Raw genomic sequence first — 15,435 nt, 5'->3', positions numbered from 1 at the left:
TCCCGTCATTGCCGCGGACGCGGGAATCCACGACCGGAACGGCCACTGCCCCCGGGTCTCCGCTTCCGCGGGGATGACACGCGACATTGCGTTTGCCACCGGCGAACGGAAATATCCGCAACAACCCCTCCCGGCTCAGACGACACCGGCCGACACTCACGACGCCGGGCGAATCAAGCGTCGGCCCGCTTGGAAGGCCCAGCGGGACGATCCGCATTCGACCCTGCCGAAGGGGCCGATGCCGCGCGCCGCAATCGCGCTTCTGCCGCGACGAGCCGGCTGCCCGATCGTTCCGCCTCGCGCCAGATTTCGTCGGCCGCTTGCTGCGAGGCGGCGAGGCCAGCGCGCGCTTCGAAACAGGCGAGGCGAAGGCGGTCGCTGGGATGGGAACGCCCGAACCGTTCGGCAAGGTCGATCGCTTCCGCCCCGCCCAGCCCCACGGCGATACGCAGGAAAGCTTCGGTCGAACCGGGGTTGAGGACACGGCGCACGCAATCGGCGCGGAGGTCGAAGGCGTACTGGTCGAACCAACCGCAGGCCGGATCGGCGGCCACGATATTGAGCGACACCGAAAGGCTGGCCGGCGGCAACTGGCGGTGGACGTCGCGATGGGCCCGATAGTGCAGCATCCTGCCCGGCGACAGGATGCTGCGCTCGACGAAGCGCAAGCCGGCCTTCTCCCCCCGCCAGCCCGCAACCGCGCGATAATCGTATTCGTAATAGTCGCTGATATAGCCGGGGCCGAAATAACCGACAGTCAGGAAATCGAAATTGTGATCGTGCGGCAGGTCGTAGACGAAGGCCTGCGCGCCGCTGGTGCGACAGGCGTGGTCGTTGCTGGCCGGCCACAGGTTGGCGCGCAGAAAATAGCCGCCGCGCGGTTTCGAGAGCATGATCGCCTGCGGCCCATAGCCCGCATCGGCGCTCTCGTCCGCGTGCTGCTCCGCCAACCGGTCGATCATCAGATCGCCCAGGAATTCACGGTTTCGGCCCAGGCGCGCCAGCCACCGCGCCGCATGGTCGCGGCTTGCCGCGTCGCGCGGATCGAACCCCCGTTCGTCCAGCGCATCGACGGTCCGATCCAGCGTGGCGGGCGGCGGATCGCCGCATTCGATTATGCAGGGCATGGCGCCGCCCGGGCGGATCGGAGCTGCGGATAGCGGTCGAGCAGGTCGCGGCGCAGCGCGTCCGCCGCGCTCGCCAGCGGGTCCGCCGCGTTGTCGGCGATCCGCGACAAGGCATCGAACCCGGCCCCGCTGTCCAGCGCCAGATATTCGCGCAGCGCCTGCCAGCGCAAGCTGTCGCTGCCACGGCGCAGGACCGCCTCGATCGCACGGGCGGCGTCGCGCCGTTCCATCCGGCCGAGCAGGGCCAGCATCAGTTCCGCCCGGCTTTCGCGCGCATCGCCCGCTGCGCGATGGACCAGCACCCCGTCGGCGAGCCGGTACTCCAGGCTTGGCAGCGGCCTGCGCGCCTGCCGCGCGAGGCGCAGGAGCACGAGCCCGCCGTGCGCGCCATCGACCAGCTTGGTCGCACGCCGCGCGGCGAAGCGGAGCCTGCGGCCCGGGAACAGCGCGAGCGGCGCGAAGGCCAGATCCACCGTGTCGCCATGCGTTCCCTTGACCGAAACGCGCCGGGCAGAGGCCGCGCCCGTCAGGCAGATTTCATGCCGTTCCCCGTCTGCGAAACCGACGGTGACGGCCGGTCGCGGTCGTGCCGCTGGCTCGTAGCGGACAAGCGACAATGTCGCCCGGCCTGCCCGCGCGAGTTGCAGCGTTGTCATCCCTTCGGCGACTTGATGCCGGAACGGCACCTGAGCCAGCCATTGCCGCCCCAGCGCCTGCACCATCGGCGCGATCAGGGTGCCCACGAACCCGCCGGCCCCGGCCGGATCGCGCACCAGCGCCTGCAACCGGGGACAGTCGCCCAGCGCGGCGCCCTCGCCATAGGGCGCCAGTTCGTCGAGCGCAGCCGCCACCGGGGGCGACGCGCGCCAGCCTCCGGTGGCGGCCTCGACGGCGGATTGCGCCCTGCGCTGGGCGACGCGATCGCCGCGCAGGGCGCAAATCGAACGGTCGACCTGCATCCGCCGGACCTCAGAACAGCAGATCGGGCAATGTCGACGAGGTTTCGTAGAGATAGACCATGATGATCACGGCCCGGTCGTCCGAAGCGGCGGTTGCCGCATCCGAAAGGCTGCCGAACATGCCCGCCGCGGTCTCGAGCGCGGGCAAGGAAGCAATATCGATCTTCGGAAAGTTCATCGTGCGTTTCTCCGCTGCGCGGGCGCAGTCATGCCCGCTCCACCAGGATGCAGCGCGGGCCGGACGAACCGTGAATTAGAACATTGCAATGCCTGCCCGCCGCCCTAGAGCCGGGGCGATGGCCGACGACCTGCCACCGTTCGATCCCGCCACGGCCGCGCCGTTCATGCTTGGCCGCGCCCATCCCGGCTGGCTGGGCCTGCGCTATGTCGCCCATGGCGCGGACTGGGTGGAGCTGGCTCTGCCCTGGCGCGAGGATCTGGTGGGCGAAACCGACAGCGGCGTCCTCGCCACCGGGCCGATCGTCAGCCTGATGGACATGGCCGCCAGCATGTCGATCTGGACGGCCACCAGGGCATTCCGCGCTATCGCCACGCTCGACCTCAGGGTCGATTACATGCGGCCCGCGCGCTCCGGCACGGCGGTGAACGGGCGCGTCGAATGCTATCGCGTCACCCGGTCCGCCGCTTTCGTCCGCGGGATTGCCCACGATGGGGACCCCGACGATCCGGTGGCCCATGTGGCGGGCGTGTTCATGTTCATTCCCTGGAGGAGCCGATGACCCGCGAGCCCGCGATCTCCGCGCTGGAGCGCGAGCTTCCCGCCTATGCTCGCTCGCTGGGTATCGCGATCGATGCGATGGAAGACGGCAGCCCGGTTCTCGTCATCCCCTTCGGCGAGATCGTCGAGGGCCGTCCCACCGTATTTCACGGCGGAGCGACCAGCGGATTGCTGGAAAACGCCGGCTATGCCGCCTTGCGGGCGCAACTTGCCCGCGAAGGGCGCGAACACCGGCTGAAGCCGATCAACGTCACCGTGCAGTTTCTCAGCGCTGCCAAGAGCAAGCCGACTTATGCGCGCGGCCGGGTGCTGCGTCTGGGCCGGCGGAATGCCCATATCGAGGTCGAGGCCTGGCAGGACGACCGATCGCGCCCGGTCGCGACCGCCGTGATGAACGTCCTGATGGCCGGCACCGGGGACGCCGGAACCGAAGCCTAGCACACTTCCGCAGTGTTCTCCGGGATCGGCCCGGGCGGCACGCGGGCCGGATGGCGGTAAAACGGATCGGCGGCGAGACGGTGCCGCTTGCCATAGGCCTGGGCGAGCGCCGCGGCCAGGCGCGGATCGTATGCCGCCAGATCCGCATGGTTCAAAATCCGCCGCCCGTCGAACACGGCGAGGCGATTGGAATTGAACCAGAACTGCGTGCCTTCGGCCCAGTATTCCTGCACCGTGGTGCTGGCGTATTCGTCCTTCCACAGCCCTTCGTCGAGCGCCGCGGCATAGGCCTGCTCGATTTGGCCATAGAGCGCGGGATCGGCCGCCTGGATCGCGTCGAGCACGTTGTGGGCGAATTCGTGGACCAGAATGGTCTCGCCGTAATAGCGGCTGGTCGGCCTGCCCAGCACGTCCTCCTCCGCCGCGACGGTGAACCTGCCCCCGATTCCCCGCGCCCGGGCGTTCCAGTATTCGCGGTCCGACAACCGCCCGATCCGTTCCTCGTAATGCTTGCGTTCGCAGCGCGTGAGGCGTGGATCGTCCTTTGCCGGCTTCGTCCAGTGCGCGTTTTCGGGAAGGTCGGTAATCGCTTCGCTCTCCGCCATGATGGCGACGCGGTAACCGCGCTGCGACAGCACGGCGCGCAGGTCGGGGCGGTGGGCGAGCATATCGTCGATCATCCGCGACGCCTTCGCCAGGGCTTCGCTCTCCACCCGTGCGGAGGAGACGACCGCGATCCCACCGGCATCGCGATACCGGACATAGAACGGATCGAGCCCCAGGTGCGCCGGTGGCGCCTGTCCCCCGGCCGTGCAGCCCGCGAGCGGGAGCGCGGCGATCGAACAGGCGACCGCCAGAGCGACAGCCTTTCCGGCCATGACCGACCCGTCCCTAGTCCAGCCCGAACAGGCGCCGGGCGTTGCCGTAACGGATCTTCGCCGCTTCCTCCTCGCCAAGATCGAGCGCGTCGAGCGCCGCCAGCGTGCGCGCAAGCGAGAGCTGCGGGAAATCGGAACCGAGCAGGAGCCGATCGATCCCCACATTGCGCATCGTCCAGACGAATTCCTCCTCCAGCGGAGAATCCGCAGCGAGCAGGACAGTGCCCGAAATATCGAAATAGATGTTGTCCGCCAGCAATCCGTCCGCAGTGCGCGCAAGGGGAAGAATGTTCCACGCACGGAAATCCAGCCCGCCCATATGCGCAAAGATGAAGCGCGTGCCGGGATGGGCGAGCGCGAGATTGAACAGGTGGACGGTGTCGTTCGGCACGATCCCGGCATTGTCGATCAGGACAACCATCCCGCGTGCGCCGGCCCTTTCGACCAGTGTTCCCACGCGCGGATCGGCAAGGTCGAAACGCTGTGTATGGGGATGGATTTTCAGCACCTTGAAGCCCAAACCCGCCACGCGGTCGAGTTCGGCCAGCGCGGCGTCCCCATCATAGGGATGGACGGTCGCGATGGGCAGCATCCGCGGATTGGCTGACGCCAGTTCGAGCGTGGCATCGTGAGCTGCACGCATTGCCGCGACATCGCCGGCGCGCGCCTGGTTCGGCCCCCCGAACCACATCGCGGCGAATCCGGTCGCTTCCACCCCGTCGGCCGCATTCTGCGCGTGGTAGGCGTCGAGCGATTCCGCCCCGGCATGCAGATGCACGTGGGAATCGAACACCTCGTCCTGGCCCAGGGCCGGACCGGCGCCCAGAAGCAGCGCGATTATCGGGAAAAGAAGACGCTTCATCGCACTCTGCCCCGCGCGGTCGGGTTCAATACACCCGCTTCTTCGGTTCGATATACGCAATATCGTCGGTGAGCGTATATTCGTGGACCGGACGATAGTCGATCTTCACCGCGCCACCATTGCCGCCCCACCCGTCGAACCAGGCGACGGTGTGCTTCATCCAGTTCGCATCGTCGCGATCGGGGTAATCCTCGTGCGCGTGGGCGCCGCGACTTTCCTTGCGGTTTTCGGCCGATGCGATTGTCACATTGGCCTGGGCCATCAGGTTGTCGAGCTCGAGCGTCTCGACCAGGTCGCTGTTCCAGATCAGCGAGCGGTCGGAGACATGGATGTCCTCCATCCGCTTGTTCACCTGCTTCAGCAGCTCGACCCCTTCCGACAGCAGCTTGCTGTCGCGGAACACGGCGGCGTGCTTCTGCATGGTCTTCTGCATTTCCGCGCGGATTTGCGCGGTGGGCGAGCCGCCGCTGGCGTGGCGGAAATGGTCGAGCCGGGTGAGCGCGAGATCGGCGCTGTCCTTGGGCAGTTCGTCGTGGCTCGTGCCCGGCTCAATGAGTTCCTTCAGCCGGTGGCCGGTCGCCCGGCCGAAGACCACGAGGTCGATCAGCGAGTTGGAACCGAGGCGGTTCGCCCCGTGGACCGAAACGCAGGCCGCCTCGCCGACAGCAAACAGGCCCGGCACCACGGTTTCCGGGTCGCCGTCCGGCCCGATGGTCACCACTTCGCCGTGATAGTTACAGGGAATGCCGCCCATGTTGTAGTGCACGGTCGGCGTCACTGGCAGCGGCTGGCGCGTCAGGTCGACGCCGGCGAAGATCTTGCCGCTTTCGGTAATGCCCGGCAACCGCTCGGCCAGGACCTTGGGATCGATGTGATCGAGGTGGAGGAAGATATGATCCTTCTCCGGCCCGACACCGCGCCCTTCGCGCATCTCCAGCGCCATCGAACGGCTGACGACGTCGCGGCTGGCGAGGTCCTTCGCGCTCGGCGCGTAACGCTCCATGAAGCGCTCGCCTTCCGAATTGGTCAGGTAACCGCCCTCGCCCCGCGCGCCCTCGGTGATGAGCACGCCCGCGCCGTAAATGCCGGTCGGGTGGAACTGGACGAATTCCATGTCCTGCAGCGGCAGGCCGGCGCGCAGCACCATGCCGCCGCCATCGCCGGTGCAGGTGTGGGCGCTGGTCGCCGTGTAATAGCACCGGCCGTAGCCGCCGGTCGCGAGCACGACCGCCTTGGCACGGAAGCGATGGATCGTCCCGTCATCGAGACACATGGCGATCACGCCGCGGCACTGGGGCACGCCACTGGAATCGCTTTCCATGATCAGGTCGAGCGCGAAGTATTCGATGAAGAAATCCGCGTCGTACTTCAGGCTTTGCTGGTAAAGCGCGTGAAGCATGGCATGGCCGGTCCGGTCGGCCGCTGCGCAAGTGCGCTGGACCGGCGGGCCTTCACCCATGTTCTGCATGTGCCCGCCGAACGGCCGCTGGTAGATCGTGCCGTTGTCGTTGCGCGAAAACGGCACGCCGGCGTGTTCCAGCTCGTAGACCGCCTGCGGCGCCTCGCGCACCATGTATTCGATCGCGTCCTGGTCGCCGAGCCAGTCGGAGCCCTTGACGGTATCGTACATGTGCCACGACCAGTGATCGGGCGTGTTGTTGCCCAGGCTGGCGGCGATCCCGCCCTGCGCCGCGACGGTGTGCGAACGGGTCGGGAAAACCTTGGTGATGCAGGCCGTTTTCAGGCCCGCCTCGGCCGCGCCCATCGTCGCACGCAGGCCGGAGCCGCCCGCGCCCACGACGACCACATCGTAGGTGTGATCGACGATCGCATAGGCGGGGCCGGTGGAGGCGTTGCTGGCGGTTTCGGGTGCCGGATTGGACATCAGACGGCTCCTCCCAGCGCGAGGCGGGCGACGCAAAGGATCCCGAAGCCGGCCCCCGCAACCACCGCCAGATTGAGCAGCACGATGGCGGCGAACTTGTTGCCCGGGGTGTGGACGTAATCCTCGATCATCACCTGCAGCCCCAGCCGCGCATGCCAGAACGTGCTGACGATCAGCAGCGCCATCGCGAGCGCCGGGATCGGCGCGGAAAGATAGCCGCTGACAGTCGCATACGAGAGGTCGGGCAGCAGCACGATCGAGCCGGCCAGCCACAGGACCAGGATGAGATTGCCGACCGCGGTGAAGCGTTGCAGCAACCAGTGGTGCACGCCTTCGTGCGCCGATCCGAGGCCGCGCACCCGGCCGATCGAGGTTCCATTACCCATGGTTCAAGTCCTCAGAGATAGAGTATCGCGGCCCAGAACGCCGCCGTCAGCGCGATGCCGATGATCGGCGAGGCGGTGGACCATGCCTTGTTGGTGTCGAGTTCGTATCCGGCGCCGATATCGAGCACGAAATGGCGCAGGCCCGAGGTCATGTGGTTGAAGAATGCCCAGGACAGGCCGACGAGCACGACGTAGCCGTACCAGGCCGTGGCAATGCCGGCGAAGGTTTCGTAAGCCGCCGGGCCGCTCGCCAGGGCGCCGAGCCACCACAGCAGCACACCCAGGCCGACCAGGGCCATGCCGTCGCCGGTGATGCGATGGAGGATCGAGACCAGCATGTGCGGGCCCCATTTCCAGATGCTCAGGTGCGGAGAAAGCGGTCTTTCGGCCATGGCGTGTCTGTTCCGTCCTTCGATTTGCGCTCTCCCTTAGCGCAATGACGATGCGAGACAAGGCGGGCGGCCATCTCTTTTGTTCGCGCCCGCGAATATACGCGCCCGTGCAAAGCGCGCCGCCGCGCCGCCCGGGGATGACGGATCGGCACCGATAATCTAGACCGCGCGAATGCCCACTGTCCTCGTCACCGGCTCCAGCCGCGGCATCGGCGCCGCGATCCGCGAACTGCTCGAAACGCGCAACGTCCGCGTGATCGGCCACGGCAGCACCGATCACGACGAACAGACGATCGGCGCCGACCTGTCGCAGCCGACCGCTCCGCAGATGCTGTGGGAAGAGGCGCTGTCGCGCGCCGGCGGGAACATCGACGTGCTGGTCAACAATGCCGGGCTGTTCGATGCCAATCCGGTCGATGGATCGGACATCGAATGGCTCGATGCGTGGGAGGATACGCTGCGCATCAACCTGACCTCGGCCGCGCAGCTTTCGCGCTTTGCGGTGCGGCACTGGCTGGAACGCGGCGTGCCGGGGCGTATCGTCCACATCGCCAGCCGCGCCGGGCACCGCGGCGATTCGCCGGCACACTGGCATTACGCCGCAGCGAAGGGCGGCATGCTGGCCCTGCACAAGACGATCGCGCGCGCTTATGCCGGTCAGGGCCTGTGCAGCTTTGCCATCGCACCGGGCTTCACCGACACCGCAATGGGCGAGGGCTACCTCGCCAGCCGCGGCGGGCCGGGTCTGCTGGCCGACATTCCCCTGGGCCGCGTGGCGGAGCCGGAGGAGATCGCCCGGATCGCCGTATTCTGCGCGCTCGATGCGCCCGAAAGCATGACCGGGGCGACGATCGATGCGAACGGGGCCAGCTATGTCCGATAGCTGGAAGCTGACCGCCTTTGCCGACAAGGCGACAGTCCAGGCCGCGCTGGTGGCGCAGGAAGATGCCGAGGACTGGGATAGCGAGCTGGTGATCGCGGGCTTCGAAGTGGCGGACGACCGGCCGGACGACTGGCGACTGGACGTCTATCTGCCCCGCAAGCCGAGCCGCACGGACCGCGCCATGGTTGCAGCGCTCTTCGCGGGCAAGGCCCCTCGCCTGAGCGCCGAAAAGCTGCCGGATACCGACTGGGTGGCCGAAAGCCAGCAGGGTCTCGACCCGATCCGCGCCGGCCGCTTCCACGTCCACACGCCCGACCATGCCCCCGACACGGCACCGGGCATCGTCAACTTCGCGATCCCCGCCAGCCAGGCCTTCGGCACCGGCCAGCACGAGACGACCGCCGGATGCCTTGCGATGCTCGACGCGATGAAGCGGCGCGGCACGATCGTGCGCAATTGCGCGGATATCGGCACCGGCACCGGCCTGCTCGCCTTCGCCGCGCTCGCGCTCTGGCCGCGCGCGCTGGCGACGGCGAGCGACATCGACCCGGTCTGCCGCGGGGTGGTCGAACTCAATGCCGCGACGAACGGCGTGCGCCTGGGCGGCGGGCCGGGCCAACTGGCGATGACGATCGCCGATGGCATGGACGACGCCCTGCTCCTGGCCCGCGCCCCCTACGACCTGCTGATCGCCAATATTCTCGCCGGGCCGCTGATCGAACTGGCGCCGGACTTCGCACGCGCGACGGTTCCCGGCGCCAACCTGTTGCTCGCCGGGCTGCTCGAAACCCAGGAACCCGCCGTGCGCGCCGCCTGCCGCCGCGCCGGATTCCGCCTCGCCGCGCGCATGGTCAATGGCGACTGGTCGATCCTGTGGCTGCGCAAGCGCCTGCAATCCTGAAGCGCCTGGCGCGGTGGGCGGGCCGGGCGTTTGCCTGGCTCGCGCTCGCCATCGGGCTGTTCATGCTTGCCGCCTGGGTCGGCTCGTCGATCCCGCGAAACGCCGACTGGCGCGAGCCTGCCCGCGGTATCGACATCATGGTAGAAGCGAACGGAATCCATACCGCGATCGTCATGCCGCTGGTGTCGGCGCAGAAGGACTGGCGACGCGATTTTCCCGCCGGCGATCTGCCCGCGGGGGCCGCCAAGCGGCCCTATACCCACGTCTCGGTCAGTTGGGGCGAACGCGAGGTGTTCCTTCACACGCCGACGTGGGCCGACCTTTCGCCGGCAACCGCCGTCGGAGCAATCGTCGGCGGCGACGGGCTGCTCCACGTCGCCCACTACGTCCGCCCCGCCCCCGGCGAGAATGCCCGCGTGCTGCGTCTGCGCCCGGAAGAATATGCCCGCCTTGTCCGCCGGATCGAAACGCAGGTCCTCCCCCCGGAACGCCGCGAGGTCTATCGCGGATATGCGGACTGGGACGTGTTCTACGACGCGCCCGGCACTTACCACCTGGGCAATACCTGCAACCAGTGGACGAGCGACACCCTGGCCGCCGCCGGCGTGCGCACCGGGTGGTGGACCCCGTTCGCCGGCGGGGTGATGAAGTGGGTGGAGTAACGCGCCGGCGTCGCTTCAGCCTTGCTGAAAGCGGCTCTAGCCCGCAGCCTTGACGATTTCCGCCCAGGCCGCCTCGTCGATCACCTCGATGCCGAGTTCGGCGGCTTTCTTGAGCTTGCTGCCCGCGCCGGGGCCGGCGACCAGAAGGTCCGTCTTCGCGCTGACCGATCCGGCGGCCTTGGCGCCGAGGCGCTCGGCCTGGGCCTTGGCCTCGTCGCGGCTCATGGTCTCCAGCTTGCCGGTGAAGACCACCGTCTTGCCCGCCACCGCGCTGTCTTTCGTCTCGACCACATAGGCCGGCGGATCGACCACGCCCGCGCCGGGCTCGGGCCCGATCAGGTCGTTCCAGACGTCGCAGTTGTGATCTTCGTGGAAGAAGTCCGCCAGCGCGAAGCCGACCGCGGTGCCGATCCCGTCGGCGCGCACTTCGAGGATGTCCTTGATCGCCTCGACCATGCGCGCGTTGAACTTGCCTTCGGACTCGTCCGGCCCGCGCGGGTTTTCCTCTCGATAGGCGTGGATCTCCGCCGCCTTGCCCGGCAGGCGGCGGATGTCGCCGAGGCCCTTCATCAGGTCGCGCGCGGTGACCGCGCCGACGTGGCGAATGCCGAGGCCGAACAGCAGCCGTGCGGCGTCCGGCTCACGCTTGGCCTCGATGCTTGCCAACAGGTTGTCCACAGACTTGTCCTTCCACCCCTCAAGCGCGAGGATCTCCTCGCGCCGGTGCTTGAGGCGGAAGATGTCGGCCGGGCTTTCCAGCCAGCCGAGAGCGAAGAACTGGTCGATGGTTTTCTCCCCCAACCCCTCGATATCGAGCGCCCCGCGGCTGACGAAGTGCTTGAGCCGCTCGGTGCGCTGCGCCGGGCAGATCAGCCCCCCGGTGCAGCGTACGTCGACCTCGCCCTCCTCGGCGACGGCCTCGCTCCCGCACTCCGGGCATTCGTCCGGGAAACGATAAGCCGGCCGCTGCGCATCGCGGGTCAGGTTTTCGACCACTTGCGGGATCACATCGCCCGCGCGCTGGACCTTGACCCGGTCGCCCGGCCGCACGCCCAGCCGCGCGATCTCGTCGCGGTTGTGCAGCGTGACGTTGGTCACCGTCACCCCGCCGACGAGCACCGGGGCGAGCCGACCGACCGGCGTGAGCTTGCCCGTGCGCCCGACCTGGATGTCGATCGCTTCCAGCGTGGTCTCGGCCTGTTCGGCCGGAAACTTGTGTGCCAGCGCCCAGCGCGGCGCCTTGGCGACGAAACCGAGCCGCTCCTGCCAGTCGAGGCGGTCGACCTTGTAGACGACGCCGTCGATCTCGTAGCCAAGCTTCTCGCGCCCCTCGCCGATCGCGCGATAGTGCGCGAGCATCTCCTCCAGCGAGTGGCAGAGCTTGAGGTCCGGGCTGATCGGCAGGCCCCATTCGCCGATCCGGCGCATGACTTCGTGTTGCGTTTCCCCCGGCACCTCGGACGCAGCGCCCCAGCCGTGCGCCCAGAAGCGCAGCGGCCTGCTGGCGGTGACGCTCGGGTCCTTTTGCCGCAGTGAACCGGCGGCGGCGTTGCGCGGGTTGGCGAACTGGCGGACTTTCTCCGCGTCGAACGCCTCCCCCTTCGCCTCCGCCTGCGCGCGCGCCTCCTCCATCAACCGGTCGTTGAGCGCGAGGAAGGCCGCGCGCTCCATATAGACTTCGCCGCGTATTTCGAAAATTTCGGGAATCTCCCTCTCCCCTTCAGGGGAGAGGGCCGGGGAGAGGGGGACATCCTTCACGTCCCCCTCTCCCTCCGCCGCTTCGCGGCTCCTCCCTCTCCCCTTCAGGGGAGAGGGCCCAAGTTCCTGCGGGATATCGGCGATATGGGCGACGTTGGCGGTCACGTCCTCCCCCACCTGCCCATCGCCGCGCGTGGCCGCGCGCACGAGCTTGCCGCTCTCGTACCGCAGCGAGCACGACAGCCCGTCGATCTTGTCCTCTGCGGTGAAAGCGAGCGGCGCGTCCTCCGCGAGCGCGAGGTAGCGCCGCACGCGCGCGACAAAATCCGCCACCTCCTCCTCGGCAAAGGCATTGTCGAGGCTCATCATCCGAACCTCGTGCGTGACCTTCGACAGGGGCGACCCCGCGACCGCGTGCCCGACCGCCTGCGACGGCGAATCCGCCCGCACGAGATGCGGAAACCGCGCCTCCAGCTCCGCATTGCGGCGCACTAGCGCGTCGTATTCCTGATCGGTGATCTCCGGCGCGTCCTCGGTATGATAGAGCCGGTCGTGCCGCGCGATCGCCTTCGCCAGCCGCATCAATTCGTTGGCGGCTTCGGCTTCGGAGAGCGATTCGATATCCTTCATGCCCCGGCGTTTGCCACCGGCTTGAACTCCGCGCGAGTGCCGAATTCCGCGATCAGCGGGCGCCCTTTCGCAATCGCGACCCTGACCTGCGGCAAGGCGAGCGAGGCCGCGTGTGCGGCTCTATCCGCCCAGAGTTCCACCACCCACAGCGCATCGGGATTGCTAGCGTCTTCGCCGACAATATAGGCGAAGTTGCCCGGCATCCGGCGCGTATTTTCGGTCAGGATCGCAGCGAGCGCGGCCCGCTGGCCGGGTTTTGCAACGATCTGCCCGATCAGACCGTATTGCGGGTGTTTCTCTTCCATGACGCTCTCCAGAGCTTCAACCTGCCGCGCGGACATTATAGCCGTCGCAAAGGCGGCCAGTCCCGCGAGATGCGTCCGCCGGTCCATCATTCCGCCGCCTCCCCACGCAGTACCGTCAGCATAGCGGGTTCGTTCGCGATGTAAGACTGCGAGCCAGGCGTCAGAATCGCGAAGTGGCTTGCACCCGGATTCGCGCGGACTTCCACTCGCGCGCCGCCCGCGCGGATTGCGGTCTGTGCCGGTTGGGGCGGAGGTGGAAGAACGGCCTGAACGAACAGCAGTTCTTCCAGTTGGGGGGCATGGCCGCCGGGGGCGATGGCGGCGTAGCGGTCCGCCGCAGCGCCGGGAGCAGCGCCGATGAACGGATCGACCGCGGAAAATTCGCACAGGGCGTCGAACGCATCACGCTCGGCCCCGACGTCCGCGGGTCCGTCGAGCACGATCGCCGCGCGCACCGCCAACGGGTCGCGCGCGCCCAGCGGGCCGTCGCTCCCTTGCTCCATCGCCAGCCACTGGGCAGGCAAGGCGCCCGCCGAATGGCCGACAAGCGTGACGCGTGCGCGATCCACCGGGTAGTCCGCCACGACCTGCATGACCAGATCGCCCGCCGCCGCCCAGTCCTCGAAGCTGCCCGGCCAGCCGCCGCCGTCGCCCACTTCGCGGTAGTCGACATTCAGCGTCGCGATGCCGAGCTGCTGCCACCGCGTCGCCAGAGGCGCCATATAGGCCTGGTTGGCGATTCCCGCCTTCCAGCAGCCACCGTGGAAGATCACCGCCAGAGGGAACGGCCCCTCCCCCGCGGGCAATCGCAGTTCGGCAAAGCCGCGCGGATGATCGGCATAGCGCAGCACCGCGTCGGGCCGCGACGGCGCAAGATGCGCGTCGGCGCCGAAGGTATCGCCACTGGCGACCGGAACGCGAAGAACCTCTCCACCGCCCGGCATCGGCTGACAGCCCGCCGCCATCAGCAAGGCGATCCCGAGCGCGACATGCCTCACACCCCCTCCAACAGCCGGTCGGCCTGGGCCCGCGCCTCGGGCGTGACTTCGGCGCCCGAGAGCATGCGGGCGATTTCCTCCTGCCGCTCCCGCTCGTCGAGCAGGCGGACCGAAGTTTTCGTGACCGTGCCTTCGCTCGACTTGGCGATCAGGTAATGCGTCCGTCCGCGCGCGGCGACTTGCGGGCTGTGAGTCACCGCGAGCAATTGCCCGTCGCCCGCCAGCCGGGCGAGCCGTTCGCCGATCGCGCTCGCCACGGCGCCGCCCACGCCGCGGTCGATCTCGTCGAAAATCACGGTCGCCGCCCCGCCCTGTTCGGCCAGCGCGACCTTGAGTGCAAGAATGAAGCGCGACAGCTCCCCGCCGCTGGCGATCTTGGCCAGCGGGGCGAAATCCGCACCGGGATTGGTCGCGATCACGAATTCCACACTGTCGCTGCCGTGCGGCCCCCAGCGTTCTTCCGGCAGGGGCTCGACCGCCGTGCGGAATCGCGCCGCATCCAGCTTCAGCGGCGCGAGTTCGCCCGCCACCGCGGCGTCGAGCCGGCCGGCAGCCTCCACCCGCGCCGCATGCAACGCCTGCGCCCGTTCGCGGTAATTGCGGCCAGCGTTCTTCGCCGCGTCCTCGAGCGCGTCGAGTTCGGCCTCGCCCCCTTCGATCTTGTCGAGCGCGGCGCGAAATTCGCGCATTTTTTCGGGCAGATCGTCCACTTCGCAGCGATGCTTGCGGGCCAGCGCCCGCAAGTCGAACAGCCGCGTTTCGGCTTCTTCGAGCGCAGCCGGGTCGTGGACCAGGGCCGCTGCCGCTTCCTCCAGCTTCGCTTCGGCCTCCCCCGCCTCGATCACGGCGCGGTCGAGCGCCGACAGCGCTTCTACGAGGAGCGGATGCTCGGGCGCGATGCGGTCGAGCCGCCGCGCCGCGACCCGCAGCTCGGCAAGCGGCGAATCCGAACCGTCCCAGACATGACGCAGTTCCTCCAGGTCGCTCGAGAGGCGCTCCCCCTTCTGCATCGCCGCGCGCGCTTCGGCCAGGCGAGCCTCTTCCCCCGCCTGCGGCGCTAGCGCGGTCAGTTCGGCGAGGTGGGCGAGCAGCAGGTCCTGGTCTTCACGGGCTTGCGCGATCGCCGCGCGCGCTGACTGCAACCGGTCCTCCGCGGCGCGCCAGGTCTCCCAGGCGGCGGCCACGGCGGCGACGTCCGCTCCGGCATAGCGATCGAGCAAGGCGCGATGGCCGCGCGGGTTCACGAGCCCGCGATCGTCGTGCTGCCCGTGCAGTTCGACCAGGGCAGGCGCCAGCGTGCGCAGCAACGCCACGCTGGCCGGCTGATCGTTGACGAATGCCTTGCTGCCGCCGTCCGCCCGCACCTGCCGGCGAATCATCAGCGGCTCGCCCGGCTCCAGCACGATATCGGCATCGTCGAGCGCTTCGGCAACGGGCGCCGGAAGTCGCGCGAACTCGAAACTGGCGGTGACGCTCGCCCGATCTTCCCCCGCCCGCACCAGCATCGTTTCCGCGCGGTTTCCAAGCACGAGGCCGAGCGCGTCGAGCAGGATCGACTTGCCCGCCCCCGTTTCGCCGGTGAGCACGCCGAGGCCGCGCCCGAAATCGAGATCGAGCGCCTCGATCAACACCACGTTGCGAATGGACAGGCGGGTCAGCATATCTGACCCGATTCCCTAGCCGGAATGGGAT

17 protein-coding genes are annotated in these 15,435 nt (G+C 68.3%); 5 read left to right on the top strand and 12 right to left on the bottom strand.

Annotated features, from left to right (window positions below; translation table 11 throughout):
* Positions 1-173 precede the first annotated feature (173 nt).
* From V5F89_RS10620 to V5F89_RS10610, 3 genes are read right to left on the bottom strand one after another with little or no spacing between them, the layout of a single operon-like run.
* Positions 174-1,127, bottom strand: a complete 954-nt coding sequence (locus tag V5F89_RS10620; RefSeq protein WP_338445623.1) for a transposase — start codon at positions 1,125-1,127, stop codon at positions 174-176.
* Entirely contained in the window at positions 1,115-2,086 is a 972-nt protein-coding gene (locus tag V5F89_RS10615) for a hypothetical protein (RefSeq protein WP_338445622.1), read from the bottom strand. Before V5F89_RS10615 ends, V5F89_RS10620 begins: the two co-directional genes overlap by 13 nt.
* 10 nt (positions 2,087-2,096) lie before the next feature.
* The gene (locus V5F89_RS10610) at positions 2,097-2,264 is read right to left on the bottom strand and encodes a hypothetical protein (RefSeq protein WP_338445621.1); all 168 of its coding nucleotides are present in this window, start codon (positions 2,262-2,264) and stop codon (positions 2,097-2,099) included.
* 88 nt (positions 2,265-2,352) lie between these two features.
* Here V5F89_RS10610 and V5F89_RS10605 point away from each other — a divergent pair, with 88 nt between their 5' ends.
* Both V5F89_RS10605 and V5F89_RS10600 read left to right on the top strand, forming a co-directional pair.
* Positions 2,353-2,826 carry a PaaI family thioesterase gene (locus V5F89_RS10605; RefSeq protein WP_338445620.1) on the top strand — a complete coding sequence of 158 codons (474 nt, stop codon included), beginning with the start codon at positions 2,353-2,355 and terminating at the stop codon, positions 2,824-2,826.
* Positions 2,823-3,263, top strand: coding sequence for a PaaI family thioesterase (locus V5F89_RS10600; protein WP_338445619.1), 441 nt, complete (start codon positions 2,823-2,825; stop codon positions 3,261-3,263). The genes V5F89_RS10605 and V5F89_RS10600 overlap by 4 nt, the downstream gene beginning before the upstream one ends.
* On the opposite strand, the gene V5F89_RS10595 is transcribed toward V5F89_RS10600, so the two are convergent.
* The 5 genes from V5F89_RS10595 to sdhC are packed head-to-tail and all read right to left on the bottom strand — an operon-like array spanning position 3,260 to position 7,666.
* Positions 3,260-4,141: a glycoside hydrolase gene (locus V5F89_RS10595; protein WP_338445618.1), complete on the bottom strand. Its 882-nt coding sequence runs from the start codon at positions 4,139-4,141 to the stop codon at positions 3,260-3,262. The two genes, V5F89_RS10600 and V5F89_RS10595, sit on opposite strands and share 4 nt — an antisense overlap.
* 13 nt (positions 4,142-4,154) lie before the next feature.
* Positions 4,155-5,003, bottom strand: coding sequence for an amidohydrolase family protein (locus V5F89_RS10590; protein WP_338445617.1), 849 nt, complete (start codon positions 5,001-5,003; stop codon positions 4,155-4,157).
* Positions 5,004-5,028: 25 nt separating this feature from the next.
* Entirely contained in the window at positions 5,029-6,888 is a 1,860-nt protein-coding gene (gene sdhA / locus V5F89_RS10585; RefSeq protein WP_338445616.1) for a succinate dehydrogenase flavoprotein subunit, read from the bottom strand.
* Entirely contained in the window at positions 6,888-7,274 is a 387-nt protein-coding gene (gene sdhD, locus V5F89_RS10580; protein WP_338445615.1) for a succinate dehydrogenase, hydrophobic membrane anchor protein, read from the bottom strand. Before sdhD ends, sdhA begins: the two co-directional genes overlap by 1 nt.
* A gap of 11 nt (positions 7,275-7,285) precedes the next feature.
* Positions 7,286-7,666 (bottom strand): succinate dehydrogenase, cytochrome b556 subunit, encoded by a 381-nt coding sequence (sdhC, locus tag V5F89_RS10575; RefSeq protein ID WP_338445614.1) that lies wholly within the window; start codon positions 7,664-7,666, stop codon positions 7,286-7,288.
* 172 nt (positions 7,667-7,838) lie between these two features.
* Here sdhC and V5F89_RS10570 point away from each other — a divergent pair, with 172 nt between their 5' ends.
* Genes V5F89_RS10570 through V5F89_RS10560 form a run of 3 tightly spaced genes read left to right on the top strand, consistent with a single transcriptional unit; the run spans position 7,839 to position 10,112 of the window.
* Positions 7,839-8,549, top strand: a complete 711-nt coding sequence (locus V5F89_RS10570; protein WP_338445613.1) for an SDR family oxidoreductase — start codon at positions 7,839-7,841, stop codon at positions 8,547-8,549.
* A complete protein-coding gene (locus tag V5F89_RS10565) occupies positions 8,539-9,450 on the top strand; it encodes a 50S ribosomal protein L11 methyltransferase (protein ID WP_338445612.1) in 912 nt (303 codons plus the stop codon). Before V5F89_RS10570 ends, V5F89_RS10565 begins: the two co-directional genes overlap by 11 nt.
* A complete protein-coding gene (locus tag V5F89_RS10560; RefSeq protein WP_338445611.1) occupies positions 9,423-10,112 on the top strand; it encodes a DUF2459 domain-containing protein in 690 nt (229 codons plus the stop codon). Before V5F89_RS10565 ends, V5F89_RS10560 begins: the two co-directional genes overlap by 28 nt.
* Positions 10,113-10,148: 36 nt before the next feature.
* Here the strand turns inward: V5F89_RS10560 and ligA are convergent, their stop codons facing one another.
* The 4 genes from ligA to recN all read right to left on the bottom strand — a co-directional run bounded on the left by ligA (position 10,149) and on the right by recN (position 15,404).
* The gene (ligA, locus tag V5F89_RS10555; protein ID WP_338445610.1) at positions 10,149-12,440 is read right to left on the bottom strand and encodes an NAD-dependent DNA ligase LigA; all 2,292 of its coding nucleotides are present in this window, start codon (positions 12,438-12,440) and stop codon (positions 10,149-10,151) included.
* On the bottom strand, positions 12,437-12,745 hold the full coding sequence (locus V5F89_RS10550; RefSeq protein WP_338445609.1) for a putative quinol monooxygenase: 309 nt from the start codon (positions 12,743-12,745) through the stop codon (positions 12,437-12,439). The genes ligA and V5F89_RS10550 overlap by 4 nt, the downstream gene beginning before the upstream one ends.
* Positions 12,746-12,831: 86 nt before the next feature.
* On the bottom strand, positions 12,832-13,743 hold the full coding sequence (locus V5F89_RS10545) for an alpha/beta hydrolase family protein (RefSeq protein ID WP_338445608.1): 912 nt from the start codon (positions 13,741-13,743) through the stop codon (positions 12,832-12,834).
* Positions 13,740-15,404: a DNA repair protein RecN gene (gene recN, locus V5F89_RS10540; RefSeq protein ID WP_338445607.1), complete on the bottom strand. Its 1,665-nt coding sequence runs from the start codon at positions 15,402-15,404 to the stop codon at positions 13,740-13,742. The genes V5F89_RS10545 and recN overlap by 4 nt, the downstream gene beginning before the upstream one ends.
* Positions 15,405-15,435: the final 31 nt, after the last annotated feature.

This window comes from Pelagerythrobacter marensis, assembly GCF_036700095.1.
Lineage (GTDB): Bacteria > Pseudomonadota > Alphaproteobacteria > Sphingomonadales > Sphingomonadaceae > Pelagerythrobacter > Pelagerythrobacter marensis_A.
This window is presented reverse-complemented; position numbering and strand designations above follow the sequence as displayed.